Annotated in this window: 26 protein-coding genes and 1 tRNA gene; 20 read left to right on the forward strand and 7 right to left on the reverse strand. The window is 73.0% G+C overall.

Annotation, left to right across the window (positions count from 1 at the left end; genetic code table 11):
• Positions 1 to 5 precede the first annotated feature (5 nt).
• Complete coding sequence (locus ACK8OX_RS11715) at positions 6 to 1,379, forward strand: ABC1 kinase family protein (RefSeq protein WP_430664269.1); 1,374 nt, start codon at positions 6 to 8, stop codon at positions 1,377 to 1,379.
• Between the two features lie 7 nt (positions 1,380 to 1,386).
• Here ACK8OX_RS11715 and ACK8OX_RS11720 read toward each other — a convergent pair whose 3' ends face one another.
• Positions 1,387 to 2,157, reverse strand: a complete 771-nt coding sequence (locus tag ACK8OX_RS11720) for a DUF3891 family protein (RefSeq protein WP_430664270.1) — start codon at positions 2,155 to 2,157, stop codon at positions 1,387 to 1,389.
• A 137-nt stretch (positions 2,158 to 2,294) separates the two neighbouring features.
• Here ACK8OX_RS11720 and ACK8OX_RS11725 point away from each other — a divergent pair, with 137 nt between their 5' ends.
• Genes ACK8OX_RS11725 through ACK8OX_RS11735 form a run of 3 tightly spaced genes read left to right on the forward strand, consistent with a single transcriptional unit; the run spans position 2,295 to position 5,245 of the window.
• Positions 2,295 to 3,425 carry a Re/Si-specific NAD(P)(+) transhydrogenase subunit alpha gene (locus tag ACK8OX_RS11725; RefSeq protein ID WP_430664271.1) on the forward strand — a complete coding sequence of 377 codons (1,131 nt, stop codon included), beginning with the start codon at positions 2,295 to 2,297 and terminating at the stop codon, positions 3,423 to 3,425.
• A 13-nt stretch (positions 3,426 to 3,438) separates the two neighbouring features.
• Entirely contained in the window at positions 3,439 to 3,834 is a 396-nt protein-coding gene (locus tag ACK8OX_RS11730; protein ID WP_430664272.1) for an NAD(P) transhydrogenase subunit alpha, read from the forward strand.
• Positions 3,835 to 3,838: 4 nt separating this feature from the next.
• Positions 3,839 to 5,245, forward strand: a complete 1,407-nt coding sequence (locus ACK8OX_RS11735; RefSeq protein WP_430664273.1) for an NAD(P)(+) transhydrogenase (Re/Si-specific) subunit beta — start codon at positions 3,839 to 3,841, stop codon at positions 5,243 to 5,245.
• Positions 5,246 to 5,533: 288 nt separating this feature from the next.
• Here ACK8OX_RS11735 and ACK8OX_RS11740 read toward each other — a convergent pair whose 3' ends face one another.
• On the reverse strand, positions 5,534 to 5,959 hold the full coding sequence (locus ACK8OX_RS11740; protein ID WP_430664274.1) for a BLUF domain-containing protein: 426 nt from the start codon (positions 5,957 to 5,959) through the stop codon (positions 5,534 to 5,536).
• Between the two features lie 305 nt (positions 5,960 to 6,264).
• Positions 6,265 to 6,468: a 30S ribosomal protein S21 gene (gene rpsU, locus ACK8OX_RS11745; protein ID WP_007006360.1), complete on the reverse strand. Its 204-nt coding sequence runs from the start codon at positions 6,466 to 6,468 to the stop codon at positions 6,265 to 6,267.
• A 190-nt stretch (positions 6,469 to 6,658) separates the two neighbouring features.
• On the opposite strand from rpsU, the gene def reads away from it, so the two are divergent.
• The 8 genes from def (at position 6,659) to ACK8OX_RS11785 (ending at position 12,690) form a co-directional block, all read left to right on the forward strand.
• Positions 6,659 to 7,192 carry a peptide deformylase gene (def, locus tag ACK8OX_RS11750; protein ID WP_430664275.1) on the forward strand — a complete coding sequence of 178 codons (534 nt, stop codon included), beginning with the start codon at positions 6,659 to 6,661 and terminating at the stop codon, positions 7,190 to 7,192.
• A complete protein-coding gene (locus tag ACK8OX_RS11755) occupies positions 7,189 to 7,785 on the forward strand; it encodes a COQ9 family protein (RefSeq protein ID WP_430664276.1) in 597 nt (198 codons plus the stop codon). The genes def and ACK8OX_RS11755 overlap by 4 nt, the downstream gene beginning before the upstream one ends.
• A 240-nt stretch (positions 7,786 to 8,025) precedes the next feature.
• Positions 8,026 to 8,571 carry a hypothetical protein gene (locus ACK8OX_RS11760; RefSeq protein ID WP_430664277.1) on the forward strand — a complete coding sequence of 182 codons (546 nt, stop codon included), beginning with the start codon at positions 8,026 to 8,028 and terminating at the stop codon, positions 8,569 to 8,571.
• Between the two features lie 7 nt (positions 8,572 to 8,578).
• Positions 8,579 to 9,286, forward strand: a complete 708-nt coding sequence (locus tag ACK8OX_RS11765; protein ID WP_430664278.1) for an ATP12 family chaperone protein — start codon at positions 8,579 to 8,581, stop codon at positions 9,284 to 9,286.
• Entirely contained in the window at positions 9,283 to 9,558 is a 276-nt protein-coding gene (locus ACK8OX_RS11770; protein ID WP_430664279.1) for an acylphosphatase, read from the forward strand. Before ACK8OX_RS11765 ends, ACK8OX_RS11770 begins: the two co-directional genes overlap by 4 nt.
• Positions 9,559 to 9,819: 261 nt before the next feature.
• A complete protein-coding gene (locus ACK8OX_RS11775; RefSeq protein ID WP_430664280.1) occupies positions 9,820 to 11,271 on the forward strand; it encodes a DEAD/DEAH box helicase in 1,452 nt (483 codons plus the stop codon).
• A gap of 59 nt (positions 11,272 to 11,330) precedes the next feature.
• Positions 11,331 to 11,513 (forward strand): hypothetical protein, encoded by a 183-nt coding sequence (locus tag ACK8OX_RS11780; RefSeq protein WP_430664281.1) that lies wholly within the window; start codon positions 11,331 to 11,333, stop codon positions 11,511 to 11,513.
• A gap of 208 nt (positions 11,514 to 11,721) precedes the next feature.
• A complete protein-coding gene (locus ACK8OX_RS11785) occupies positions 11,722 to 12,690 on the forward strand; it encodes a Bug family tripartite tricarboxylate transporter substrate binding protein (RefSeq protein ID WP_430664282.1) in 969 nt (322 codons plus the stop codon).
• A gap of 50 nt (positions 12,691 to 12,740) precedes the next feature.
• Here the strand turns inward: ACK8OX_RS11785 and ACK8OX_RS11790 are convergent, their stop codons facing one another.
• Together ACK8OX_RS11790 and lipB are read right to left on the reverse strand one after the other, a co-directional pair.
• Entirely contained in the window at positions 12,741 to 14,042 is a 1,302-nt protein-coding gene (locus ACK8OX_RS11790) for a CAP domain-containing protein (RefSeq protein ID WP_430664283.1), read from the reverse strand.
• 90 nt (positions 14,043 to 14,132) lie between these two features.
• The gene (lipB, locus tag ACK8OX_RS11795) at positions 14,133 to 14,795 is read right to left on the reverse strand and encodes a lipoyl(octanoyl) transferase LipB (RefSeq protein ID WP_430664284.1); all 663 of its coding nucleotides are present in this window, start codon (positions 14,793 to 14,795) and stop codon (positions 14,133 to 14,135) included.
• A 29-nt stretch (positions 14,796 to 14,824) separates the two neighbouring features.
• Here lipB and ACK8OX_RS11800 point away from each other — a divergent pair.
• Positions 14,825 to 14,907: transfer RNA gene (locus tag ACK8OX_RS11800), tRNA-Leu, on the forward strand.
• Between the two features lie 40 nt (positions 14,908 to 14,947).
• Here ACK8OX_RS11800 and ACK8OX_RS11805 read toward each other — a convergent pair.
• Positions 14,948 to 15,499 (reverse strand): NUMOD4 motif-containing HNH endonuclease, encoded by a 552-nt coding sequence (locus ACK8OX_RS11805; protein WP_430664285.1) that lies wholly within the window; start codon positions 15,497 to 15,499, stop codon positions 14,948 to 14,950.
• A gap of 57 nt (positions 15,500 to 15,556) precedes the next feature.
• Here ACK8OX_RS11805 and ACK8OX_RS11810 point away from each other — a divergent pair, with 57 nt between their 5' ends.
• The 7 genes from ACK8OX_RS11810 (at position 15,557) to ACK8OX_RS11840 (ending at position 22,506) form a co-directional block, all read left to right on the forward strand.
• On the forward strand, positions 15,557 to 17,830 hold the full coding sequence (locus ACK8OX_RS11810; protein ID WP_430664286.1) for an NADP-dependent malic enzyme: 2,274 nt from the start codon (positions 15,557 to 15,559) through the stop codon (positions 17,828 to 17,830).
• Positions 17,831 to 17,883: 53 nt separating this feature from the next.
• The gene (locus ACK8OX_RS11815; protein ID WP_430664287.1) at positions 17,884 to 18,588 is read left to right on the forward strand and encodes a VWA domain-containing protein; all 705 of its coding nucleotides are present in this window, start codon (positions 17,884 to 17,886) and stop codon (positions 18,586 to 18,588) included.
• Positions 18,589 to 18,591: 3 nt separating this feature from the next.
• A complete protein-coding gene (locus tag ACK8OX_RS11820; protein WP_430664288.1) occupies positions 18,592 to 19,296 on the forward strand; it encodes a hypothetical protein in 705 nt (234 codons plus the stop codon).
• A gap of 70 nt (positions 19,297 to 19,366) precedes the next feature.
• Positions 19,367 to 20,236, forward strand: a complete 870-nt coding sequence (locus tag ACK8OX_RS11825; protein ID WP_430664289.1) for a UTP--glucose-1-phosphate uridylyltransferase — start codon at positions 19,367 to 19,369, stop codon at positions 20,234 to 20,236.
• A 23-nt stretch (positions 20,237 to 20,259) separates the two neighbouring features.
• Positions 20,260 to 21,672 carry a phosphoglucomutase/phosphomannomutase PgmG gene (gene pgmG / locus ACK8OX_RS11830; protein ID WP_430664290.1) on the forward strand — a complete coding sequence of 471 codons (1,413 nt, stop codon included), beginning with the start codon at positions 20,260 to 20,262 and terminating at the stop codon, positions 21,670 to 21,672.
• Positions 21,669 to 22,028 carry a gamma-glutamylcyclotransferase family protein gene (locus ACK8OX_RS11835; RefSeq protein ID WP_430664291.1) on the forward strand — a complete coding sequence of 120 codons (360 nt, stop codon included), beginning with the start codon at positions 21,669 to 21,671 and terminating at the stop codon, positions 22,026 to 22,028. The genes pgmG and ACK8OX_RS11835 overlap by 4 nt, the downstream gene beginning before the upstream one ends.
• Positions 22,029 to 22,152: 124 nt before the next feature.
• Complete coding sequence (locus tag ACK8OX_RS11840) at positions 22,153 to 22,506, forward strand: response regulator (RefSeq protein WP_430664292.1); 354 nt, start codon at positions 22,153 to 22,155, stop codon at positions 22,504 to 22,506.
• A 110-nt stretch (positions 22,507 to 22,616) separates the two neighbouring features.
• Here ACK8OX_RS11840 and hemN read toward each other — a convergent pair whose 3' ends face one another.
• Positions 22,617 to 23,963 (reverse strand): oxygen-independent coproporphyrinogen III oxidase, encoded by a 1,347-nt coding sequence (gene hemN / locus ACK8OX_RS11845; RefSeq protein ID WP_430664294.1) that lies wholly within the window; start codon positions 23,961 to 23,963, stop codon positions 22,617 to 22,619.
• Positions 23,964 to 24,016 lie beyond the last annotated feature (53 nt).

Consider the following 24,016-nt stretch of genomic DNA (forward strand, 5'->3'; position numbering starts at 1 on the left):
CGCGCATGGCCGAGGACAAGGGCGGCCCCACGCTGTTCGGCGAGGTGCGCCGCATGGTGCGCACCTCCGGCGCGGTCGGCGGCATCGCGGCGCGGGTGGCGGGGCAGCGTTTCCTCGGCCTCAAGACCGACAAGAACGCGCATGCGGAGGACCTGAAGCAGCTTCTCGGCGGGTTGAAGGGCCCGCTGATGAAGGTGGCGCAGTTCCTGGCGACCGTGCCGGAGGCGCTGCCTGAGGAATACGCGCAGGAACTGGCCACGCTGCAATCGAACGCGCCGCCGATGGGCTGGGCCTTCGTGCGCCGCCGCATGCAGTCCGAACTCGGCCCCGCCTGGCAAGCCCGCTTCGCGCAGTTCGGGCAGGAAGCCTCGGCCGCCGCCTCCCTCGGCCAGGTCCATCGCGCGACGCTGCCCGACGGGCGCGACGTGGCCTGCAAGCTGCAATACCCGGACATGCCCTCCGTGGTGGAAGCCGATCTCCGCCAGCTCAAGCTCGCCATGTCCGTCTATCGCCGGATGGACAACACCCTCGACAACGAGGAAGCCTATGGCGAGCTTGCGGCGCGCCTGCGGGAGGAGCTGGACTACCGGCGGGAAGCGTCGCACATGCGCCTCTATGGCCTCATGCTGCGCGGCACGCCCGGCGTCGCGGTGCCGAGCCCGGTGGAGGAGCTGACCACCACCCGGCTGCTGACCATGACCTGGCTGCAGGGCCGCCCGATCCTGCGCCGGCTGGAGGAGGACCCGCCCGAGGAGGAGCGCGTGGCCTATGCCAAGGCGCTGTTCCGCGCCTGGTACGTGCCCTTCTACCGCTACGGCGTGATCCATGGGGACCCGCATCTCGGCAACTACCAGGTGCGCCAGGATGCGGACCCCGAGGTGCGCTTCGGCGTCAACCTGCTGGATTTCGGCGTCATCCGCATCTTCCCGCCGAGCTTCGTCACCGGCGTCATCCTGCTCTACGAGGCGGTGCGCGACGACGACACAGAGAAGGCGGCCGAGGCCTACCGCATATGGGGCTTCCGCAACCTGACGAAGGAACAGATGGAGGTGCTGACCGTCTGGGCGCGCTTCCTCTACGAGCCGCTGGTGGAGGACCGGGTCCGCACCATCACCCCGCTCGACGACCCGATGTACGGGCGGCGCATCGCCATGCAGGTCCATGCCGGGCTGAAGCGCACGGGCGGCGTGCGCATCCCGAAGGAATTCCCGCTGATGGACCGCGCGGCGATCGGGCTCGGTTCCGTGTTCTACCGCCTGCAGGCCAAGGCCAACTGGCACCGCATGTTCATGGAACTGGTCCACGACTTCGACGAGCACGCCATTGCGGCCCGCCAGGCGGCGGCGATCGCGGAAGCGGGGGTGCCGGCGGGCGCCTGAACGCCGCTCATCCCGGCACCAGGCGCAGGGCGATGCGTTCGACCGGTGCCGCCTCGAACGCCGCGCGCATCGCGCCCTCCTCCCGCCAGCGGGTGCCGGGGGCGAAGCGGCGCGCGGTCCAGGCCAGCGGGACCTCCCCCGCCGCGAAGGGCCAGGGGGAGACGGTCATCACGCCGTCCCCTTCCGCCAGCGTCAGCGGCACCTCCCGGCCGCCGGCCAGCGGCGCCATGACGGCCCAGCCCAGCGTGGCGATGCCGCCGCAGGCCGCGAGGCTCAGCGCATCCGTCGCCGCCACCAGCGCCGCGGCCTCCTCCACCTGGCGGTCGGTGGCGCCGACCAGCGCCATCAGCCCCGCGCGGATGCCCGCCTGTTCCCGGAGGTAGGCTTCGGCCGCCGCCACGTCGCGCGGGTCCATCCGGTGGCGGTCGGCATAGGCGCCGTAGATGCGGCTGCCATGGCGGCTGACCAGCAGCCCGACCCAGGGGCCCCAGGCGGCGGTGGCGCGCCTCACGCCCTCGGCCCACATGGGCGCATGGGACCGGGCGCCGACGGTGCGGAAGGCATGCGGGCGGCCGGTCGCGGCATCCAGCGTCGGCGCGGCTTCCCACCCCATCCAGGCGAGGTCGTGCTGGGCGCAGGCGGTCGCCACATCCTCGAAGGGGTCAGGCCGGGCGAAGCCATCGGCGCCCCAGGCGCGCAGCATCTGGCCCGACACCAGGGCGTGCATCGGCTGGCTCACCGCCAGCCAGCTTCCGTCCGGCAAGTCCCTGAACAGCATGGGGCCGTCCTCCGCGGAGGGGGGAGCATGGCCGGCCCGCGCGCCTCGCGCCACCCCGCCGGCCGCCTGCGTCCTTGCCAGACCGGGATGGCAGGGTCATATGGCCGCGGCTTCGGCGACGACGGGGGTACGGGTTGATGCGGGTTGCGGTCCTGCGCGAACGGCGCGCGGCGGAGACGCGGGTGGCCGCGACGCCGGAGACGGTGAAGAAGCTGGGCGGCCTCGGCTGCACCGTCGCGGTGGAGGCCGGAGCCGGCCTTTCCGCCGGCATCCCCGATGCGGCCTTCCGCGACGCCGGGGCCGAGATCGCGGCCGACCCCGCCACCGCGCTCGCGGGCGCCGGCATCGTGCTCGCGGTCCGCGCGCCGGAGGATGCGGAACTCGCCCTCATCCCCCGCGGCGCGCTGCTGATCGGCACGCTCGGCGCCGATGCCGCGGCCGCGAAGGCCTATGCGGCAGCCGGGATCGATGCCTGCTCGATGGAACTGCTCCCGCGCATCACCCGCGCGCAGTCGATGGACGTCCTGTCCTCCCAGGCGAACCTTGCGGGGTACCGCGCGGTGATCGAGGCTGCGGCGGAATTCGACCGCGGCTTCCCGATGCTGATGACGGCGGCCGGCACGATCCCCGCCGCGAATGTCTTCGTCATGGGTGCGGGCGTCGCGGGGCTGCAGGCCATCGCCACCGCGCGGCGCCTCGGCGGCCGCGTCAGCGCCACCGATGTCCGGCCCGCGGCGAAGGAGGAGATCAAGTCGCTCGGCGCCAGCTTCGTCGGCCATGAGGACGAGGAGAGCAAGGCGGCCCAGACCGCGGGCGGCTACGCGCGGCAGCTTTCCGCCGCATTCTACGCGAAGCAGGCCGAGGTGGTGGCCGCCCACATCGCCAAGCAGGACATCGTCGTCACCACCGCGCTGGTGCAGGGCCGCAAGGCGCCGACGCTGGTGACGGAGGCGATGGTGGCGTCCATGAAGCCGGGCAGCGTCATCGTGGACATCGCCGCCGACGCCGGCGGCAACGTGGCGCTGACCAGGCCGGGCGAGGCGGTGACCACGCCGGGGGGCGTGAAGATCCTCGGCCATTCCAACTGGCCCGGGCGCATCGCCGCCGCCGCCTCCGCGCTCTACGCCCGGAACCTGCTGACCTTCCTGACCACCTTCTGGGACAAGGACGCGAAGGCGCCGAAGCTGCCGGAGGGCGACGACATCGTGAAGGGCGTCGCGCTGACCCGCGCGGGCGCCGTGGTCCACCCCTCCCTCGCCTCCGCCTGAGGAGCATGCCCCGATGAACGCAACGGAACTGGCCAACCAGGCCTCGGCGCGCGCGCAGGAGGCCCTGACCCTGGCCGAGCAGGCGCGCCGCATGGCCGAAGCCGTGCAGCCCATGGCCGAGGCCGCGTCCCCCTTCCTCTACCTGCTGACGATCTTCCTGATGGCCTGCTTCGTCGGCTACTACGTGGTCTGGAACGTGACGCCGGCGCTGCATTCGCCGCTGATGGGCGTCACCAACGCCATCTCCTCGGTCATCGTGGTGGGCGCGATCCTGGCGGCGGGCATGTCGGACAGCGTCGCCGCGAAGGTGTTCGGCTTCCTCGCCGTCACGCTTGCCGCCGTGAACATCTTCGGCGGCTTCATGGTGACGCGCCGGATGCTCTCCATGTTCAAGAAGAAGGGGGGCTGAGGCCATGGCCACCACGCTCTCGACGCTGGCCTACCTCGTCGCGTCGGTCCTGTTCATCCTGGCGCTGCGCGGCCTGTCGCACCCCGAGACCAGCCGCAAGGGCAACCTGTTCGGCATGGTCGGCATGGGCATCGCGGTGGCGGCGACGCTGCTGAAGCCGGGGATGGGGGCGGGCGGCATCGTGCTGGTCGTCGCCGGGCTCGCCATCGGCGGCACCATCGGCACCGTGGTCGCGCAGCGCATCCAGATGACGGCGCTGCCCCAGCTCGTCGCGGCCTTCCACAGCCTGGTCGGCATGGCCGCGGTCTTCGTGGCGGCGGCCGCCTTCTACGCGCCGGAAAGCTTCGGCATCGGCACCCCCGGCCACATCAAGGCCGCCTCGCTGATCGAGATGTCGCTCGGCCTCGCGATCGGCGCCATCACCTTCTCCGGCTCGGTCATCGCCTTCCTGAAGCTCGATGGCCGCATGTCCGGCGCGCCCATCGTCTTCAAGGGCCAGCACATGCTGAACGCGGCGCTCGGCGCGCTGCTGCTGGTGCTGGTGATCGCCTTCGTCGCCACCGGCAGCCAGGTGCTGTTCTGGCTGATCGCGCTGCTGTCCTTCGCGCTGGGCTTCCTGCTGATCATCCCGATCGGCGGCGCGGACATGCCGGTCGTCGTCTCGATGCTGAACAGCTATTCCGGCTGGGCGGCGGCGGGCATCGGCTTCACCATCGGCAACCTGCTGCTGGTGGTCACCGGCGCGCTGGTCGGCGCCTCGGGCGCGATCCTGTCCTACATCATGTGCAAGGGCATGAACCGCTCCATCGTCAACGTCCTGCTCGGCGGCTTCGGCAGCGAGGGCGGGGCGGCCGCGGCGGGGGGCGGCAACGCGGACCGCGCGCCGGTCAAGGCCGGCAGTCCCGAGGATGCGGCCTACATGATGAAGAACGCCCAGAAGATCATCATCGTGCCGGGCTACGGCATGGCGGTGGCGCAGGCGCAGCAGGTCCTGCGGGAGATGGCGGACCTGCTGAAGAAGGAAGGGGCCGAGATCTCCTACGCGATCCACCCCGTCGCGGGCCGCATGCCCGGCCACATGAACGTGCTGCTGGCCGAGGCCAACGTCCCCTATGACGAGGTCCACGAGCTCGAGGAGATCAACCCCGAATTCGCCGAGGCCGACGTGGCCTTCGTGATCGGCGCCAACGACGTGACCAACCCGGCCGCCAAGACCGACAAGTCCAGCGCGATCTACGGGATGCCGATCCTCGACGTGGAGCGCGCGAAGACGGTGTTCTTCATCAAGCGCGGCATGTCCTCGGGCTATGCCGGCGTCGAGAACGAGCTGTTCTTCCGCCCGAACACCATGATGCTGTTCGGCGATGCGAAGAAGGTCACGCAGGAGATCGTGCAGGCGCTGCAGAGGTAGCAGCGCCGGCCCGCGCAGGGTGTGATGCCGGCCGGCGTTGAAGGTGATCCGATGGCGGCGGGCGAAGCCCGCCGAGCCGCCGGATGGCGGCCGCCGCATCTGCGGCGAAGCCGGGGGACGCGGATGCGGCCCGCCCGGCGTCTGAGGGGCGTGAATGTGTCAGCATTCACGCCGGTCAGTATGATGCCGACCGGCGTTTGAAGGGGCGTGAATGCGTCGGCATTCACGCCGGCCAGTACAGGTGGGGCGCCGCGGGCCATGCGGCGCCCCTTTTTCGTGCCGGCCGCGTCAGGCGGCGCCGTCGAGCCGGCCGTCCTGCAGCATCGCGCGCAGCCGCATCAGCAGCATCATGCTGGCATTCCGCTCGGCGAGTTCGGGGGGGATGAAGTCGAGGTCCTGGAGATAGGCCATGCTCCAGTTCGCGAAGACGCGCTCCGACGCATCGGCGGATTCGATGATGCGCATGCCGCTGTGCCGCGGGTCCCGGCCGATGACGTCGAGCCGTTCGGCGACGTTGTCGGGCGGGCCTTCGAGCACCTGCACGAAGCCGCCCGCGCCGTGCAGCAGCGCCCCGGTGAGGCCACGCGGCGGGTTGTTGCGCCGGGAGGTGGCGAGGATGGCGGCCACGATCTCCTCGTCCGCCTGGCCGGGTGCGGCGCGCTCCAGGCGGCTGACATAGACGACGCGGCGAAGGTTCGGCGGCAGGCTCGGCAAGGGGCGGGCTCCTCGGGCGGTGGACGGGGCAGTCGCGCCCGTCATCCTTCACGCCAAAGGTGAACCCTGTCTTGTGATGCTGGCCCCGGGCAGCAATCCTGCCATGCGTTGAGGCGGCGGCACGGCCCGTGGCGGGGTGCCGCAGGGCGCCGTGCGGCCCTGCGGGGAACATGCCATCCCAGGGCCAAGCCGGCGGAGGGATGTGGCCGTACAGCACGAAACCGCGGCCCTGCGGATCATCCCCGCGCCGCGGTGCCGGCCACCGTCCTGTCCGGGTCGGTCCCCGCCTGCGGGAACCGGCGGTGTCAGAAGCCTTCGCGCTCCAGGCGCTTGCGCTCCACCTTGCGGGCGCGCCGCACGGCTTCCGCAGCCTCGCGCGCGCGGCGCTCGGACGGCTTCTCGTAATGACGGCGGAGCTTCATCTCACGGAACACGCCCTCGCGCTGCAGCTTCTTCTTCAGCGCCTTGAGAGCCTGGTCGATGTTGTTGTCGCGGACGACGACCTGCACGCGGTTCAACCTCTCGGGATGATGGTGGACGGGATGCGAAGCGGACGCGCCGAAGGGGGTTCCGGGCCGGACCCGGGACCCCCCCGATGCACGAGGCGGTGCCTTAGCACGGCCTCGCCACGGAAAGAAAGGCCTCCCGTAGGCCCTGCGGCGCATTACCTACGCAACGCGACAGTTGGACCCCCTCCGCATGGCCATCCTGAAGATCGCCCGCATGGGCCACCCCGTCCTGATCCGCCCGGCCGAGCCGGTGCCCGACCCGGCCGCGCCGGAGATCCGCCGCCTGGTCGCCGACATGGCCGAGACGATGGAGGATGCCCAGGGCCTCGGCCTCGCCGCGCCGCAGGTGCATGTCGGGCTGCGCCTGTTCGTCTGGCGCGGCGGGGCGGGCAACGTGCTCGCCCTCGTCAACCCCGAGATCGAGGCGGTGGGCGAGGAGACGGAGGATGGATGGGAAGGGTGCCTGTCCATTCCCGGCCTGCGCGGCTGCGTGCCCCGCGCCACCCGCATCCGCTTCCGCGGCTTCGATATCGAGGGCCGGCCCGTGAATGGGGAGGCGGCCGGCCTGGCCGCCCGCGTGATGCAGCATGAGATGGACCACCTCGACGGCGTGCTCTACCCGATGCGCATGCCCGACCTGACGCTGCTCGGCTTCACCGAGGAATTGTCGCGCGCCGCCGCCCAGGCCCGTGCCGCGGCCGAGGCCGGGGAGGCGAAGCCGTGATCGAGCGCAGCGAGGAGCGCGACGCGGCGCTGCGCGCGGCGCTGCCGCATGTGCCCGCGCTGGGCTGGACGCGCGCGGCGCTGTCGGCCGGGCTGCGCGACATCGGGCAGGACCCGGCCGCGCAGGACTGGCTGTTCCCCGACGGCCCGGTCGAGGCGATCGAGGCCTGGTGCGACCTGGCCGACCGCGAGATGGAGGCCGCCGCCGCGGCCGAGGACGTGACCGCGCTGCGCATCCCCGACCGCATCCGCCGCGTCGTGACGCTGCGGCTGGAAGGGCAGGAACCGCACCGGGAGGCGATCCGCCTCGCGCTCGGCCGGCAGGCGCTGCCCTGGAACGTGCCTTCGGCGTTGCGGACGGTGGCGCGGACGGCGGATGCGATCTGGGCGGCGGCGGGCGACACCTCGGCCGATTTCTCCTGGTACACGCGGCGGGCGACGCTGGCGGGCATCTATGGCGCGACGCTCGCCTTCTGGCTGGCGGATGACGAGCCAGGCTTCCCGCGCACGCGCGCCTTCCTGGACCGGCGGCTGGCCGACCTCGCCAGGATGCAGCGGCGACGCCCGCGGCCTGCGGCGGACCGGGTGGCCTGACCCGTCCGCCTCGTCGGCGCCGGCCGGCTCGGCGGCTTGTGATCGGCGGTGGCCGGCGGGATCGGATCGGGATGCGATCCCATGTCGCGCGGGCGATGGGCATGTTGTAGACAAGCCGCCATTCACATTCGTCCTGGGGCCGGGGGGCCCCGCCGCGCCCGACCGGACCGCCGCGACGCAGGTTGCGCGGCGGCGGCGGATGCGGCAGGCAGGGCGAATCCAGGGGAGATCCTCCGCGCCATGACCATGCGCCCGACCACCTTCCGCCTCCTCCTCGCCGGCCTCGCCGCCGGCGTCGCGGGCCCCGCCATCGCGCAGTCCTGCGTGCAGAGCGCCGAGCGCACGGCGTTCGAGGTTCGCGCGCTGCAGAGCCAGCTGATGGTGGCCGCGCTCGCCTGCCAGCGGGACGGCGACTACAACGCCTTCGTCCGCAAGTTCCAGGGCGAGCTGGCGGGGTCGTACCGCACCATCCAGTCGCATTTCCGCCGCACCGCCGGCGGCGGCGCGCAGCGCGAGCTGGACGGCTTCATCACCACCCTTGCCAACGCGCAGTCGCAGGACGGCATCCGGCAGGGCTCGCAGTTCTGCGGCACGGTCGGCCCGCTGTTCCAGCTGGCGCTGGCGCAGAGCAACGCCGCGGCGCTCGCCGACCTCACGGCGGACCGCAACGTGCTGAACCCGCTGACGACGCCGGCCTGTCCGGCCAGCGCCGCCGCGCCCGCCGCGGCGTCCCGCCAGCCGGCCCGGCCCGCCGCTTCCAGCCGCTCGGCCGCCGCGACGCGCTGAGCGCCGCATGAAGCGTTTCTGGGACACGGCGGCGACCGCCGAGGCCGAGGGGCGCTTCGCCATCCTGCTCGACGGCCGCCCGGTGCGCCTGCCGGGCGGGGGGGCGTTGCGCGTCGCCTCGCGCCCGCTCGCCGAGGCGATCGCGGCGGAATGGAACACCGCCGGCGGCGGCAGGGGCGGCGAGATGCGCCCCGAACAGGTGCCGTTGACGCGGCTGGTCGGCACGGCGGAGGAGCGGATCGCCCCCGACCCGGCGGCGACCGCCGTCGCGATCGCGCGCTACGCCGAAACCGACCTGCTGTGCTACCGCGCCGAGGACCGGCGGCTTGCCGACCGCCAGGCGGAAGGGTGGGACCCGCTGCTGGCCTGGGCGGCGCGGGCGCTGGATGCGCCGCTGCGCGTCACCCATGGCGTGATGCCGGTGGCGCAGGACCCGCAGGCGCTGCGTGCGCTGGCGCATGCGGTGGCGGCGCATCCGCCGCTGGAACTCGCCGCGCTCGGCGTCGCGGTGCCGGCGCTCGGCAGCGTCGTGCTCGGCCTGGCGCTGGCGGCGGGGGAGGTGGATGCGGCACGGGCGCATGCGCTGGCCACCATCGACGAACGCTTCCAGGAGCAGTTCTGGGGCACCGATCCGGAATCCGAGGCGCGGCGCGCGGCGGCGCTTGCGGATGTGGAGCTGGCGGCGCGCATCATCGCCCTGGCGCGCGTGCCGTGAGGGCGCGTCTGCTCCGCATCGAGGGGCGGGTGCAGGGCGTCGGCTACCGCGACTGGATGCTGCACGAGGCGGAGCGGCTGGGTCTGCAGGGCTGGGTGCGCAACCGCGCGGATGGCAGCGTGCAGGCGCTGGTGGCCGGGGAGGAGGGGGCGGTGCAGGCGATGCTGACCGCCTGCCGCCGCGGCCCCCTGATGGCCCGCATCGACCGCATCGAGGAGGTGCTGGCCGAACCGCCCGACGAGCCCGGATTCCGGAAGCTGCCGAACGGGTAGGGGCGAATCCCGCCGCCGGTGCGGAATCCGCTTGTTTCGTGAGTACTCCTGCCCTATCTTGCGGGTGTTCAGCGGGCACCGACACGGCCCGCCGCGCCCGGCCGCGTGAGCGGACCCTTCGCCCCACGACACAGGCGGCTCGGTCCGGACCAGGGCGCCTACAGCGGACAACACAGGCCTCGCCCCGGCACGCGGGCGGGCCACCCGCCACCCTCCGCCCGCATGACCGCGCGGCGGCTACCCCGGATTCAAACCAACTTCATGCTGTTCAACGACCTCGGCCTCGACGCCCGCATCCTCCAGTCGCTGACGGAGGAGGGCTACGAGGCCCCGACGCCGATCCAGGCGCAGGCCATCCCGCATGCGCTGTCGGGGCGCGACCTGCTCGGCATCGCGCAGACCGGCACCGGCAAGACCGCCGCCTTCGGCCTGCCGCTGCTGCACCGCCTGGCGCAGGCCAAGGGCCGCCCGCCGCGCGGCGGCTGCCGCGCGCTGATCCTGTCACCCACGCGCGAACTGGCCAGCCAGATCGCCGACAGCCTCAAGGCCTATGGCCGCCATCTCGGCCTCAGCGTCGCGGTGGTGTTCGGCGGCGTGCCGCACGGCCCGCAGCGCCGCGCGCTGTCCGCCGGCATCGACATCCTGGTGGCCACCCCCGGCCGCCTGCAGGACCACCTGGACCAGGGCACCGCGCGGCTCGACCGCGTGGAGACGCTGGTGCTGGATGAGGCCGACCAGATGCTCGACAAGGGCTTCTGGCCCGCGATCCGCCGCATCCTGCCGGTGCTGCCGAAGCCGCGCCACACGATGTTCTTCTCCGCCACCATGCCGACCGAGGTCGCGAAGCTGGCCGGCGAGATCCTGGTGGACCCCGCCCGCGTCGAGGTGACGCCGGTGGCCACCACGGCGGAACGCGTGGAGCAGAAGCTGATCTTCGTCGAGCAGGGCCGCAAGCGCGGCGTGCTGGCGGGGCTGCTGAAGGACGGCGCGGTGACGCGCGCGCTGGTCTTCGCCCGCACCAAGCACGGCGCCGACCGCGTGGTGAAGAACCTGGAAGCCGACGGCATCGCCGCCAACGCGATCCACGGCAACAAGAGCCAGGGCCAGCGCGAACGCGCCCTGGCGGACTTCAAGACCGGCCGCGCGCCGGTGCTGGTTGCCACCGACATCGCGGCGCGGGGCATCGACGTGGACGGCGTCTCCCACGTCATCCAGCACGACATGCCGGACACGCCGGAAGCCTATGTCCACCGCATCGGCCGCACCGCGCGCGCCGGCGCCAGCGGCATCGCCATCGCCCTCTGCGCCCCGGATGAGCGGGAGAAGCTGTGGCAGGTGGAGAAGCTGATCCGCACCGAGCTGAAGTCGGACGACCAGCGCCAGGATGTCGGCATCGCGATGCGCCGCACCCCGGGCCGCCCGGATGCGGTGAAGCCCGCCAAGGGCGCGTCCCGCGGCGGCGGCCGCGGCCAGCAGCAGAACCGCGGCCGCCCGCAGCCCGGCCCGGCCCGCGAGGGCCAGCGCCATCCGCAGCAGGCGCGCGAACGCGGGCCGGCAGGCGCCGCCCCGCGTGGCGCCGCTCCCTCCGCCCCGCGCGGCGGGGACGCCCCGGTGCGCCGCCCCGCCGCGGCCGGTGGCCAGAAGGACCGTGCCTGGCGCGATGCGGATTTCCGCGATGGCGGCAACGCCCCGGCCTTCCTCCGCCGGAGCTGAACCGCCCCCCTCCCCAAGCCGACCCTCCCCCGTGACCGGGGGAGGGGGACAGGACCCGCATGCGCGAGACCGTGCTGATGAAGGGTGAGACCGACACCCTCGTCATCGTCACCACCGCCGCCGGCACCGAGGTGCTGGACGGCGAGGAGGAGGTCGTGGAGACCCATCCCTCCGACCGGCACGAGGCGGTGCTCGCGCGGTATCTCGCCCAGGGCTGGGAAGTGGAGGAGGACGGGCCCTGAGGCGCGACCCGCGCGACGGAAGCGCGGGTCACGCTCCGGTCCTTTGTTCGGGCGGCCGGATCCACCGCTCCGGCGATTTCGCCTCCGCGGATGGGGCGCTGCGCCCCAATCCCGCCGGGACGGGACCGCCGGGGCGGTGCACCACGCCCGCCTTGCCGCCGCCCTGCCGCCCCTCCACCATGGCCGGAAGCCCGAGGAGGAAGCGGCCATGACCCTGTCCCGACGCGCGCTGTCCGGCACGCTCGCGCTGCTTGCCGCGCCGCGCCTGGCCGGCGCGCAGGACGCTTGGCCGAGCCGGCCCATCCGCCTCGTCGTGCCCTTCATCCCGGGCAGCGCGCCCGACATCAACGCCCGGCAGATCGCCGAGGCGCTCGGCCAGCGCCTGGGCCAGCCGCTGGTGGTGGAGAACCGCCCCGGCGCCGCCGGCAATATCGGCTTTGCCCATGTCGCCCGGCAGGTGGCGCCGGACGGCCACACCCTGCTCTGGGCCACCGGATCGCTCAGCGTCAATGCCGCGCTCTATGCCCGCGTGGAGTTCGACCCGCTGGCCGACTTCACCCACATCAACCTGGCCTTCGGCATGTCCAACGCGGTGATCGTCCGCGCCGACAGCCCGCTGGCCGACATCGGCGCCCTGGTCGCGCGGCTGCGGGCCGACCCGCGCACTCCCTATGCCTCGGGCGGCTTCGGCAGCGCGGCGCACCTGACCGTCGCGCTGTTCCTGGCGCGCACGGGGACCGAGGCCGAGCACATCCCCTTCCGCGGCGCGCCGGACATCGTCAATGCCGTGCGCGCGGGCACGGTCGCCTTCGGTATGCCGCAGTTGCAGGTCGCGCTGCCGCTGATCCGCGCGGGGCAGCTTCGCGCGCTGGCCGTCACCTCGCGCGAACGCTCGCCGACGCTGCCCGATGTGCCGGCGCTGGCCGAGACCATCCCGGGCTTCGACTACATCAGCTGGATGGGCCTCTGCGGTCCCGCCCGCCTGCCGCCGGCGGTGGTGGAACGGGTGGACGGCGCGGTGCGCGATGCGCTGGCCGACCCCGCCTTCCGCGCGCGCGTCACCGCCGACGGGACCAGCATCATCGGCCTCGGGCCCGCCGCCTTTCGGGACTTCCTGGCGGCCGACCTGGAACGCGGGCGGGAGGTGGTGCGGATCTCCGGCGCCCGCATCGAATAGCGCGGCTGCGGCGCGGCGTCGGGGTCCGCGCCGCCGCCGCGATCCGGGCGCTACCCGATCAGGAAATCGCCGCCGATCGCGGCCACGGCCTTGCCCTCGAAGGTCGCGACGAGCAGCCAGCCATTGGCGCCGCCATCGGGGTCCACCCACAGCACGGCCCCGGCGGCGGACTGCGTGAGCCGCGCATGGCCGCTGGCCGACAGCGCGGCCCAGTCATCCCCCGCGCCCGCGGCGAGCAGGCCGGAGATGTCCACGCGGTCGCCGGCGGCGGCGTCGAAATCGGTGATGCGGTCGCCCCGGTCCGTGGCGACATTCTCGAAGACGAAGCGGTCCGCGCCCGCGCCGCCCGTCACCCGGTCGGCGCTGCCGCCGCCGACCAGCCGGTCGTCACCCGCGCCGCCATCCAGCCGGTCCTGGCCGCTGCCGCCGAGCAGCGTGTCCGCGCCGCCGCCGCCGGTCAGCGTATCCGCCCCGGCCAGCCCGCTCAGCAGGTCGGCGCCGGCGCCGCCCACCAGCGCGTTGTTGGCCGAGGTGCCGGTCAGCACGAGGTTCGCGGGCGGGGGCGGCGGTGGCGCGCCCGCATCGGCGTCGAGGTCGAGCTTGACGTTGGCGCTGCCGATGGTGACCGCCTTCACCACCGGGGAGGCGAGCCCGCCGCCGGAGAAGGTGACCTCGTAGCTGCCGGTGCCGAGCGCCACCTGGTAGCCGCCGGCGGACCAGCTGCTGGCCGTGGTCACGGCGCCGGTGGCGGTGTTGCGGATAGACAGGCCGACCCCGCCCAGCCCCTCGCCGGGGTCGTAGAAGCGGTCGCCGTCGCGGTCGTCGAAGGTGACGCCGGTGAGGAAGACGGCGCTGCCGGACTTGGCGAAGGCCTCCGTCACGTCGGTCACCGTCCCGCCCTTGTACTCGCCCTGGGCGAGGCCGAGCCCGGTCTCCCGGAAGCTGGCGTTCAGGATGTTCTTGCGGTGGCCGGCGCTTTCGAACAGCTGCTCATGCAGCAGTTCCACCGTGCCGGCGGTGATGGTGCCGGAGCGGAGCGCGATGTTCTCGCCCCAGGTCCAGGATCCGCTGAACACGTAGCCCGCCGCCGCCATGCGGTCGCCCGGCGAGGAGCCGCCCGCGCCGGTGTGGGAGAAGGTGTCGGTCGCCAGGATCCAGTCGCTGTGGGCGCGCGCCGCGTCGATCAGCAGCGGGTTGAAGGCGAGCGGCGCCTTCGCGGTGGCGGAGATGGTGCCGGCCGCCAGCCCGTCATTCAGCCCGATGCCGAAGCGCGCGGCTTCCCCCGCCGGGTCCAGCCGGGCGCGGTTCACCAGTTCCAGCAGGTACTGTTCGAAGGCGGTGGGTTCGGCCATGCGCTGTCTCCGCTACGGCAGGACATGCCCGCCATGGTTGCAGAGATCAGGGCTAGCGCGCGCTTTGGTGGCGTGTCGAGTCGTGTTCCGTCACCCGAACACCTCGGACCAGGCGGCCATCAGGGCGCTGTCGGCTTCCTCCATCGTCGCGGGGATGCCGAGCCGGTGGAGGCTGGTCACGCCATGGTCCTGCACGCCGCAGGGGACGATGCCGCCGAAATGCCCCAGGTCGGGGTCCACGTTCAGCGCCACCCCGTGCCAGCTCACCCAGCGCGTGACGCGGACGCCGAGCGCGCCGATCTTGTCCTCGGTCCCCCGCGTGCGGTCCACCACCCAGATGCCGACCCGCCCCTCCCGCCGCTCGCCGCGGATGGCGAAGCGGTCGAGCGCGCGGATCAGCCATTCCTCCAGCCCGTGGACGAAGGCGCGCACGTCCCGCGCGCGGACCGTGCCATGGTCCCGCGTCAGGTCGAGCATGACGTAGCCGGTGCGCTGGCCGGGCCCGTGATAGGTCCACTGCCCGCCGCGCCCCGCCTTCACCGCGGGGAACCGGTGTTCCAGCAGGTCCTCGGGCCGGGCGGAGGTGCCGGCGGTGTAGGTGGGCTCGTGCTCCACCAGCCACACCGCCTCGGCCTCCGTGCCGGCGCGGATGGCGGCGACCCGCGCCTCCATGGCCGCGACCGCGGGTTCATAGGGGGTGCGGCCGGGCAGGACGATCCATTCGGGCGGGGGTGTTGTCGGGGGCGCTGTCATGGCTTATACGCGCGCCCTCTACCGGCTTTGCGGTCGTGGCGGAATGGTAGACGCGCCAGCTTGAGGTGCTGGTGGGGGAAACCCCGTGGAAGTTCGAATCTTCTCGACCGCATTTTCCGCCTGCCGGCGCGGGTCGCCGTTCCCCGCCGCCGCTACCAGGTGATCATCCCGAACTGTTCGAGGCAGGTCGTGTCCGTCACGTCGCGGTGCGTCCTGCCGTCCCGGATGGCTGTCACGGTCGAGACCGAGACGCCGAAGCAGATCGCGACATAACGCGGCGCATCGCCGTCCCGCAGCGCCGCCTTGATGCGGCAGACGCGCTCCGGCGTCAGCCGGCCCGGCATCCTCCCGTGCCACTTGCGGTCCTGCGTGTTCCGGCTGCGGCTCCCATAGTCGAGGTTGCCGGCGCGGTTGTCGGCGGGATCGCCGTTCAGGTGGCGGATCTCCGCCCCCTTCCAGGGCCGCGGCCCATGGAAGGCCAGCGCCACGAGTTCATGCACGTAGCGCTGCTCCGTCCGGCCCACCATGACCACCAGATGCCCGGAGGCGCGCCGGCCCGGGCGCAGCACCCGCCCTCTCACGCGTCGCCAGGCCAGGGCGCGGCCCGTCCAGACATCCCGGTCGCAGGACCTGATCCGCCCGAGGCTGCTCGCCTCGTAGCGGCCCTCGAGGCCCGGTATCTCCCGCCATTCCTCGCCGTCCATGCTCACCCCCCGCCCGGTCAGTAGCCGAGCGACTCGGCTAGGCGCTATCCTCCGGCGATGGACGACGATTTCCGCAGATCCGCCCTCGACTACCACCGCCTGCCGCGGCCGGGGAAACTCTCGGTCGAGCCGACCAAGCGCATGGCCACCCAGCGCGACCTCTCGCTCGCCTACAGCCCCGGCGTCGCCGCGGCTTGCGAGGAGATCGCGCGGAACCCGGATGCCGCCTGGGACTACACGGCCCGCGGCAACATGGTGGCCGTGATCTCGAACGGCACCGCCGTGCTCGGCCTCGGCGCCATCGGCGCGCTGGCGGGCAAGCCGGTGATGGAGGGCAAGGCCGTCCTCTTCAAGAAGTTCGCCGGCATCGACTCCATCGACATCGAGATCGAGGAACGCGACCCGAAGCGGCTGATCGAGGTGGTCGCCGCGCTCGAGCCCTCCTTCGGCGCGATCAACCTGGAGGACATCAAGGCCCCCGAGTGCTTCGAGGTGGAGCGCGAACTGCGCGCCCGCATGAAGATCCCCGTCTTCCACGACGACCAGCACGGCACCGCCATCATCGTCGCCGCCGCGGTCCGCAACGGCCTGGTGCTGCAGGGCAAGCGGCTGGAGGATGTGCGGGTGGTGAACACCGGCGGCGGCGCCGCGGCGATCGCCTGCCTCGACCTGCTGGTGGCCATGGGGCTGCGGCGGGAGAACGTGACGATCTGCGACATCGACGGCGTGGTCTGGAAGGGCCGGCCGGGGACGGACCCGTACAAGGCCGCCTATGCGCAGGACACCGCGGCGCGCACGCTGGAGGAGGTGCTGGAGGGCGCGGACATCTTCCTCGGCCTCTCGGCACCGCGGGTGCTGAAGGCGGAATGGCTGTCGAAGCTCGCCCCGAAGCCGCTGGTCCTCGCGCTCGCGAACCCCGAGCCGGAGATCCTGCCCGAGGCGGTGCGCGCTGCGCGCCCCGACGCCATCGTGGCGACCGGGCGCAGCGACTACCCGAACCAGGTCAACAACGTCCTCTGCTTCCCCTTCATCTTCCGCGGCGCGCTCGATGCCGGGGCCGAGCAGATCAACGAGGCGATGAAGGTCGCGGCGGCCGACGCCATCGCCGCGCTGGCGCGGATGGAGGCGTCGGAAGTGGTGGCCGCGGCCTATGGCGGCAACGCGCCGGTCTTCGGGCCGGACTACATCATCCCCAAGCCCTTCGACCCCCGCCTGATCCTGGAGATCGCGCCGGCGGTGGCCAGGGCGGCGGCCGAATCCGGGGTGGCGCGGCGGCCGGTCGCCGATCTCGGGAAATACCGGCACGAGCTGGAACGCTTCGTCTTCCGCTCCGGCAACCTCATGCGCCCGGTCTTCGAGGTGGCGCGCCGCGACGCCGCCCGCGTGGTCTTCGCCGAGGGCGAGGACGAACGCACGCTGCGCGCCGTGCAGACCGTGCTGGATGACGGCCTGGCCGAGCCCATCCTGATCGGCCGGCGGGACGTGATCGCGGCGCGCGCCCGCGCGATGGGGCTGCGGATGGACTTCTCCCAGTCCGTCCGCGTGCTGGACCCGGCGGTGGACGAGGCGGAATTCGCGCCGCTGGTGAAGCTCTACCAGAAGAAGGTCGGCCGGCGCGGCATCCCGCCCGACGCGGCGGCGCGGCGCGTCGGCAACCGCCCGACCGTCGCGGCGGCGCTGCTGCTGGAAGCGGGGCGGGCGGATGCCTGCCTCTGCGGCGGCACGGGCGACTGGTTCCGTCACTGGCACCACGCCTTCGACGTGATCGGCAAGCATGCGCGGGTGGACCGGGTCTACGCCCTGTCCGCGCTGATCGTGCCGAACGGCCACCTGTTCTTCGTGGACACCCACCTGACGGTGGAGCCGACGGCCGAGCAGATCGTGGACATGACGCTGCTGGCGGCCGAGCAGATCCGCGCCTTCGGCATCACGCCCCGCGCCGCGCTGCTGTCCCATTCCAGCTTCGGCGCGTCGGGCGCGCCCTCGGCGCGGAAGATGCGCGCGGCGCTGCGTCTGCTGCGCGCGCGGGACCCGGATTTCGAGGTGGACGGGGAGATGCACGCCGATGCGGCCCTGTCCGCCGCCATCCGCGCCCGCACGGTGGCGGACAGCACGCTGACCGACAGCGCCAACCTGCTGGTGATGCCGACGCTGGATGCCGCCAACATCGCCTTCAACCTGCTGAAGGCGGCGGGCGAGGGGCTGCAGGTGGGCCCCATCCTGCTCGGCATGGCCCGACCCATCCATGTGCTGGTGCCGAGCGTGACGGCGCGCGGCATCGTCAACATGACGGCGCTGGCGGCGGCGCAGGCGAACGGGCTTAAGGCGTAGCGGGCGCGCGGCGGGGGCTTCCCCGCATCCCGCCGCATGCCCATCTTGGCTGCATGACCAACCTGCCGGACAAGCCCGGCTCCGCCGCGGTGGCCGCCTTCCTGACGAAGGTGGCGGCCATGCCCGCCGTGACGCCGGCCTCCGGCCGGCCGGGCCGGCTGATCTTCGCGGTCGACGCCACCGCCTCGCGCCAGCCCACCTGGGACCGCGCCTGCCAGCTGCAGGGCGAGATGTTCATGGCGGTGCGCGACATCGGCGGGCTGGCCGTCAGCCTCGCCTACTACCGCGGCTTCGGGGAATTCGCGGCGACGCCGTTCCTGACCTCGGCCGAGGAGCTGGCGCGGCGGATGACGGGGGTCACCTGCCTCGGCGGGCAGACGCAGATCCTGCGGACGCTGCAGCACGCGCTGGCCGAGACCCGGCGGGAGAAGGTGAACGCCGTCATCCTCATCGGCGACGCGGTGGAGGAGGATGTGGACCCGATCTGCCATGTGGCGGGCGAGCTCGGCCTGCGCGGCACGCCGGTCTTCGTCTTCCAGGAAGGCGGCCACCCGGTCGCGGCCAACGCCTTCGCGCAGGTGGCGAAGCTGTCGGGCGGCGCGCATGCGGGTTTCGACGCGTCCAGCGCCTCCGCCCTGCGGGACCTGCTGCGCGCGGTGGCGACCTTCGCCGCGGGCGGGCGGCGGGCGCTGCTGCGGCTCACCGGCGGCGCGGCGCGGCACATCGCCGGCCAGCTTCCCGCGCCGCGGGGGGGCTGACGCTTGGCCTGGATCGCGCTGGGCCTGCTGGCCCTGGTCCTCGTGCTCGGCCTGTTGCGGGTCTTCGCCGATGCGAAGCCGGCGCAGGTGCGCTCGGCGCTCGTCTGGGGCGGCGGGGTGGTGGGCGTCGGGCTGGTGGGGCTGCTGCTGGCCAGCGGGCGCGGGCCGCAGGCCTTCTGGGCGCTCGCGCTGCTCGGGCCGATGGCGTGGCGGTCCTGGCAGCGGATGCGCGCCGCCCGCACCTTCGCGCGCGGCGGCGCGGCCAGCCCCGGCGGGGCGAGCGATGTCGAGACCGCCTCCCTCGCCATGGCGCTCGACCACGACAGCGGGCGGATGACGGGGCGGGTGAAGCGCGGCCGCTTCGCGGGGCGGGACCTGGCCGATCTCGACCTGCCGCAGCTGCTGGAGCTGATGGCGGAGCTGGCGGCCGAGGACCCGGACAGCGCCCCCCTGCTGGAAGCCTGGCTGGACCGCGCCTTCCCGGACTGGCGCGACGCCGCGGCGCAGGCGCACCCGCCCGGCGCCGCGCCGGGGCGGATGACGCGGCAGGACGCGCTGGCCGTGCTCGGCCTGGCCGAGGGCGCGACGGAGGCCGAGATCCGCGGCGCCCATCGCCGGCTGATGATGGCCGCCCACCCCGACATGGGCGGGTCCGACTGGCTCGCCGCCCGGTTGAACGAGGCGCGGGATACCCTGCTCGGGGCGTGAGGATGTGGACGCCCGGCGCCCGGCGTGGCACTCCTCGCGGCAACCACCGCCAGAGGGAACACCCCGCCCCGTGCCCAAGCCTCTCCGCAAGGCCGTGCTGCCCGTCGCCGGTCTCGGCACCCGCTTCCTGCCGGCCACCAAGCAGATGGCCAAGGAAATGCTGCCCGTCGTGGACAAGCCGCTGATCCACTACGCGGTGGAGGAGGCGCGCGCCGCGGGGATCGAGGAGTTCTGCTTCGTCACCGGCCGCGGCAAGACGATGCTGGTGGACCAGTTCGACGTCGCCTTCGAGCTGGAGCGCACCCTGACCGAGCGCGGCAAGCAGAAGGAGCTCGACATGCTCCATGCGCAGGCGCTGCCGCCGGGCTCCATCATCTCGACCCGCCAGCAGGTGCCGCTCGGTCTCGGCCACGCCATCTGGTGCGCGCGCGCCTTCATCGGCGACGACCCCTTCGCCATCCTGCTGCCCGACGACCTGATGCTGTGCGACGTGTCCTGCACGAAGCAGCTGGCCGACGCCTACATGGCGACGGGCGGCAACGTCGTCGCGATCGAGGAGGTGCCGAAGGAGCGCGTCTCCTCCTACGGCGTCATCGCGCCGGGCGCGACGAAGGGCAACCTGGTGGAGGTGACCGGCCTGGTGGAGAAGCCGCCTGTCGAGAAGGCGCCCTCCAACCTCACCGTCATCGGCCGCTACGTGCTGATGCCGGAGGTGATCGGCCACCTGTCGAAGTTCGAGAAGGGCGCGGGCGGCGAGATCCAGCTGACCGACAGCATGGCGAAGCTGATCGGCAGCCAGCCCTTCCACGGCGTCCGCTACGAGGGCCGGCGCTTCGACTGCGGCGACAAGGCCGGCTACCTGGAGGCGCAGGTCGCCTTCGCGCTGGCGCGCGACGACATGGCGCCCGCCATGCGCCGCATCCTCCAGAAGTATTCCTGACGCCGGACGGGACCGACCAGCCGATGACCGCCTTCAACCACCGCTTCGACCCGACCAGCCTGCGCGAATACGACATCCGCGGCATCGTCGGGCAGACGCTGCGCCCCGAGGACGCCTTCGCGATCGGCCGCTGCTTCGGCTCGGTCGTCTCGCGCGGGGGCGGGAAGAAGGTGGCGGTCGGCTATGACGGCCGCCTCTCCTCGCCGGAGATGGAGGCGCAGTTGGTGGCCGGCCTGCGCGGCTGCGGGCTGGAGGTGGCGCGGATCGGCTGCGGGCCGACGCCGATGCTCTACTACGCCGCCCATGCCCTGTCGGCCGACGGCGCGATCATGGTGACGGGCAGCCACAACCCGCCAGACTACAACGGCTTCAAGATGATGCTCGGCAGGAAGCCCTTCTACGGCGCGCAGATCCAGGAGATCGGGCGCATGGCGGCGGAAGGCGACGTGGTGCCGGGCGCCGTCGGCACCGACCACCAGGTCGACATCTCGGACGACTACGTGGCCCGCGTGCTGCAGGACTGGGACGGCGGCGACCGCGCGCTGAAGGTGGTGTGGGACCCGGGCAACGGCTCCTCGGCCGAGGTGGTGAAGAAGATCACCCGGAAGCTGCCGGGCACGCATTACCTGCTGAACGCGACGATCGACGGCACCTTCCCCGCCCACCACCCCGACCCGACCGTGCCGAAGAACCTGGAACAGCTGATCGCGGAGGTCGCGCGCGAAGGCGCCGATCTCGGCATCGCCTTCGACGGCGACGGCGACCGCATCGGCGTGGTGGACGACCAGGGCCACATCCTGTTCGGCGACCAGCTCCTCGTGGTCCTCGCGCGCGACGTGCTGAAGGCGAACCCGGGCGGCACCATCATCGCCGACGTCAAGGCGTCCCAGGTGCTGTTCGACGAGGTGGCGAAGGCCGGCGGGGTGCCGCTGATGTGGAAGACGGGCCATTCGCTCATCAAGGCGAAGATGGCCGAGACCGGCAGCCCACTTGCCGGCGAGATGTCGGGCCACATCTTCTTCGCCGACAAGTGGTACGGCTTCGACGACGCACCCTATTCCGCCGTCCGCCTGCTCGGCATCGTGGCGCGGATGCAGGGGAAGCTGTCCTCGGTGCGCGCCGCGCTGCCGCAGGTCATCAACACGCCCGAACTGCGCTTCGACTGCGCCGACACCCGCAAGTTCGAGGTGATCCGCGAGGTGAAGGGGCGCCTGGCCGCCGAGGGCGCGAAGGTGCAGGACGTGGACGGCGTGCGGGTGCTGACCGAGGATGGGTGGTGGCTGCTGCGCGCCTCCAACACCCAGGCGGTGCTGGTCGCTCGGGCCGAGGCGTCGAGCGAGGCGGGGCTGGACCGGCTGAAGGCGGGCATCGCGCGGCAGCTTCAGGCGTCCGGCCTGGCGGCGCCGGATTTCAGCGGCGCCAACGCCGGGCATTGACCGGGGCGCGCGCCCTGCGCGTCTTCCTCTACGGCACGCTGCTCGACCCGCGCGTGTTCCGCCGCATGGCGGGCGCGCTGCGGCCGCTGCGGGGCGCGCTGCCCGCCCGCCTGCCCGGCCATTGCCGCGTCGCCCTGCGGGGCACGCCCTATCCCACGCTGCTGCGCGGGGCGGGGGAGGTGGGCGGGCTCCTCGTCACGCTGCCGCCGGCGCCATTCGCGCGGCTTGCCGCCTATGAGGGGGCGTCCTACCGGCTGGTGCCGGTGCGCGTGCTGACGGCGCGCGGGCCGCGCCGGGCGCGGGCCTGGGCCGCGGCGCCCTGGCGGGCCGATCCCGCGCAGGGCTGGCCCGCGTGATCTGCGCCCGCCGCATGCAGCACGCGGGAATGTGAGCGGCGCGTTTCGCGCGCGAAGCGTTAGATCGGTGTAAGCCCGCGAGGATGTGAGGGTGGCAACGGGAGTTCCGGGGATGGGGCGCGACATGCGCAGGGTGCTGGTTGTCGAGGATGAGGCGCTGGTCGCCATGCTCGTGGAGGACGCGCTGCTCGATGCCGGCTTCGGCGTCATCGGTCCCGCCGCGACGGTGGAGGAGGCGCTCGCCCTGCTCGGGCGGGAGAAGCCGGATGCCGTGGTGCTGGACCTGAACCTGGCGGGGGAGACGTCGACGCCGGTGGCGGATGCGCTGGCGGCGCGGGGCATTCCCTATGTGATCGCCACCGGCTATGGCGCCTCCGGCCTGCCGGCCGGGCACCAGCATGCGATGGTGCTGGCCAAGCCCTACGACCCGAACGAGCTGACGACGATGCTCGGCCGGCTCTGCGCCCAGGCGGCGTAGTCCGGCACGCCCCGGCGGATGCCGGCGCCCGGCGCATGAGGGCACAAGAAATACATGCGATCGGTCGAAGCATTCGACCGATCGCATGACGCCGCCGGGCGGGCGGGGCGCTACACCGCCTTGCTGTGCCGTGCGGCGGACGCGCCGAGATGCGCGTCGAAGCAGGCCGCGACATGGCGCACGAAGCGGCGCCCGGCCCCGGTCACCACCAGCCTGCCATCCTCGACCGCTGCCAGCCCGTCGCGCAGCAGCGGCGCCAGCCGCGGCTCCGCGCTCCGCCACACCTCGCCCGGCACGCCGCGGAGGTCGAGCGAGAGGTCGCACATCACCGCCTCGATGATGCCGCGGCGCTGGCGGTCGTCCTCCGTCAGCGCCAGGCCGCGCGCCACGGGCAGGCGGCCATCCTCCACGGCGGACAGCCAGGCGCGCTCGTCCGTGGTGTTCTGCGCGTAGCCCTGCGGCAGCGCGCCGATCGAACTGGCGCCGAGGCCGAGCAGCACCGGCGCGCGGTCGGTGGTGTAGCCCTGGAAGTTGCGCCGCAGCCGTCCGTCGGCCAGCGCCTGCGCCATGCCGTCGCCGGGCTTCGCGAAATGGTCGAGCCCGACGGGAAGGTAGCCCGCGGCCAGCAGCACGCGTTCCGCCGTCTCGGCCTGTTCCATGCGCGCCAGCGCATCGGGCAGCAGGTCCTCGCGGATCGCCTTCTGGTGCGGCTTCATCCAGGGGACATGGGCGTAGCCGAAGACGGCGACGCGGTCCGCCCCCATCTCCACCGCGAAGCGGGCGCTGTCCGCCACTTCCACCGTGCCCTGGCCGGGCATCCCGTACATCAGGTCGAAGTTGATCGAGGTGACGCCCGCGCCGCGCAGGCGCTCCACCGCGTCCCGCACCATCGCGGCGGGCTGGATGCGCCCGATCAGCTTCTGCACATGCTCCGACATGTCCTGCACGCCGAGGCTGGCGCGGCGGAAGCCGTGCCGTGCCAGCACGTCCACGAAGGCGGGCTCCAGCGTGCGTGGGTCGATCTCGACCGAGAATTCGGCATCGGGGGTGACATCGAAGCGGGCGCGCAGCGCCTCCATCACCCTGTCGAGCGCGGGGGCGCCGAGGGCGGAGGGCGTGCCGCCGCCGAGATGCAGCGCCTCCACCGGCGCGCGCACCGGCAGCGCGGCGGCCAGCAGCCCCGCCTCCCGCTCCAGCCCCGCCCCGTAGCGGGAGGTGCGGGCCACCGACCGCGTCACCGCGGTATGGCAGCCGCAATACCAGCAGAGCGACTTGCAGAAGGGGATGTGCAGGTAGAGCGACAGCGTGTCGGATGGCCCGACCGAGCGCAGCCAGGCGCGGTAGGTGGCCTCATCCAGCGCCGTGAAATGCGGCGCGGTGGGATAGGAGGTGTAGCGGGGCAGGTTCTGCCGCGCATAGGCCTCGAGGCGGGGGCGGTGGTCGGGAAGGGCGTCCATGGCGGGAAGCTTGCGCCGGCTGCGCGGGGGCCTTCCTTGCTCAGGATCAAGTC

It is taken from the genome of Falsiroseomonas sp. CW058, from assembly GCF_050563535.1.
GTDB lineage: Bacteria > Pseudomonadota > Alphaproteobacteria > Acetobacterales > Acetobacteraceae > Falsiroseomonas.

Bases quoted from the DNA above. Each gene is read 5' to 3' on its own strand.
- ACK8OX_RS11735 (WP_430664273.1), top strand. From the start codon at position 3,839: ATGGCCACCACGCTCTCGACGCTGGCCTACCTCGTCGCGTCGGTCCTG.
- ACK8OX_RS11760 (WP_430664277.1), top strand. From the start codon at position 8,026: ATGACCATGCGCCCGACCACCTTCCGCCTCCTCCTCGCCGGCCTCGCC.
- pgmG (WP_430664290.1), top strand. From the start codon at position 20,260: ATGACCGCCTTCAACCACCGCTTCGACCCGACCAGCCTGCGCGAATAC.
- ACK8OX_RS11815 (WP_430664287.1), top strand. From the start codon at position 17,884: ATGACCAACCTGCCGGACAAGCCCGGCTCCGCCGCGGTGGCCGCCTTC.
- def (WP_430664275.1), top strand. From the start codon at position 6,659: ATGGCCATCCTGAAGATCGCCCGCATGGGCCACCCCGTCCTGATCCGC.
- ACK8OX_RS11810 (WP_430664286.1), top strand. From the start codon at position 15,557: ATGGACGACGATTTCCGCAGATCCGCCCTCGACTACCACCGCCTGCCG.
- ACK8OX_RS11790 (WP_430664283.1), bottom strand. From the start codon at position 14,042: ATGGCCGAACCCACCGCCTTCGAACAGTACCTGCTGGAACTGGTGAAC.
- ACK8OX_RS11840 (WP_430664292.1), top strand. From the start codon at position 22,153: ATGCGCAGGGTGCTGGTTGTCGAGGATGAGGCGCTGGTCGCCATGCTC.
- hemN (WP_430664294.1), bottom strand. From the start codon at position 23,963: ATGGACGCCCTTCCCGACCACCGCCCCCGCCTCGAGGCCTATGCGCGG.
- lipB (WP_430664284.1), bottom strand. From the start codon at position 14,795: ATGACAGCGCCCCCGACAACACCCCCGCCCGAATGGATCGTCCTGCCC.
- ACK8OX_RS11775 (WP_430664280.1), top strand. From the start codon at position 9,820: ATGCTGTTCAACGACCTCGGCCTCGACGCCCGCATCCTCCAGTCGCTG.
- ACK8OX_RS11765 (WP_430664278.1), top strand. From the start codon at position 8,579: ATGAAGCGTTTCTGGGACACGGCGGCGACCGCCGAGGCCGAGGGGCGC.
- ACK8OX_RS11715 (WP_430664269.1), top strand. From the start codon at position 6: ATGGCCGAGGACAAGGGCGGCCCCACGCTGTTCGGCGAGGTGCGCCGC.
- ACK8OX_RS11780 (WP_430664281.1), top strand. From the start codon at position 11,331: ATGCGCGAGACCGTGCTGATGAAGGGTGAGACCGACACCCTCGTCATC.
- ACK8OX_RS11725 (WP_430664271.1), top strand. From the start codon at position 2,295: ATGCGGGTTGCGGTCCTGCGCGAACGGCGCGCGGCGGAGACGCGGGTG.
- ACK8OX_RS11785 (WP_430664282.1), top strand. From the start codon at position 11,722: ATGACCCTGTCCCGACGCGCGCTGTCCGGCACGCTCGCGCTGCTTGCC.
- ACK8OX_RS11720 (WP_430664270.1), bottom strand. From the start codon at position 2,157: ATGCTGTTCAGGGACTTGCCGGACGGAAGCTGGCTGGCGGTGAGCCAG.
- ACK8OX_RS11805 (WP_430664285.1), bottom strand. From the start codon at position 15,499: ATGGACGGCGAGGAATGGCGGGAGATACCGGGCCTCGAGGGCCGCTAC.
- ACK8OX_RS11730 (WP_430664272.1), top strand. From the start codon at position 3,439: ATGAACGCAACGGAACTGGCCAACCAGGCCTCGGCGCGCGCGCAGGAG.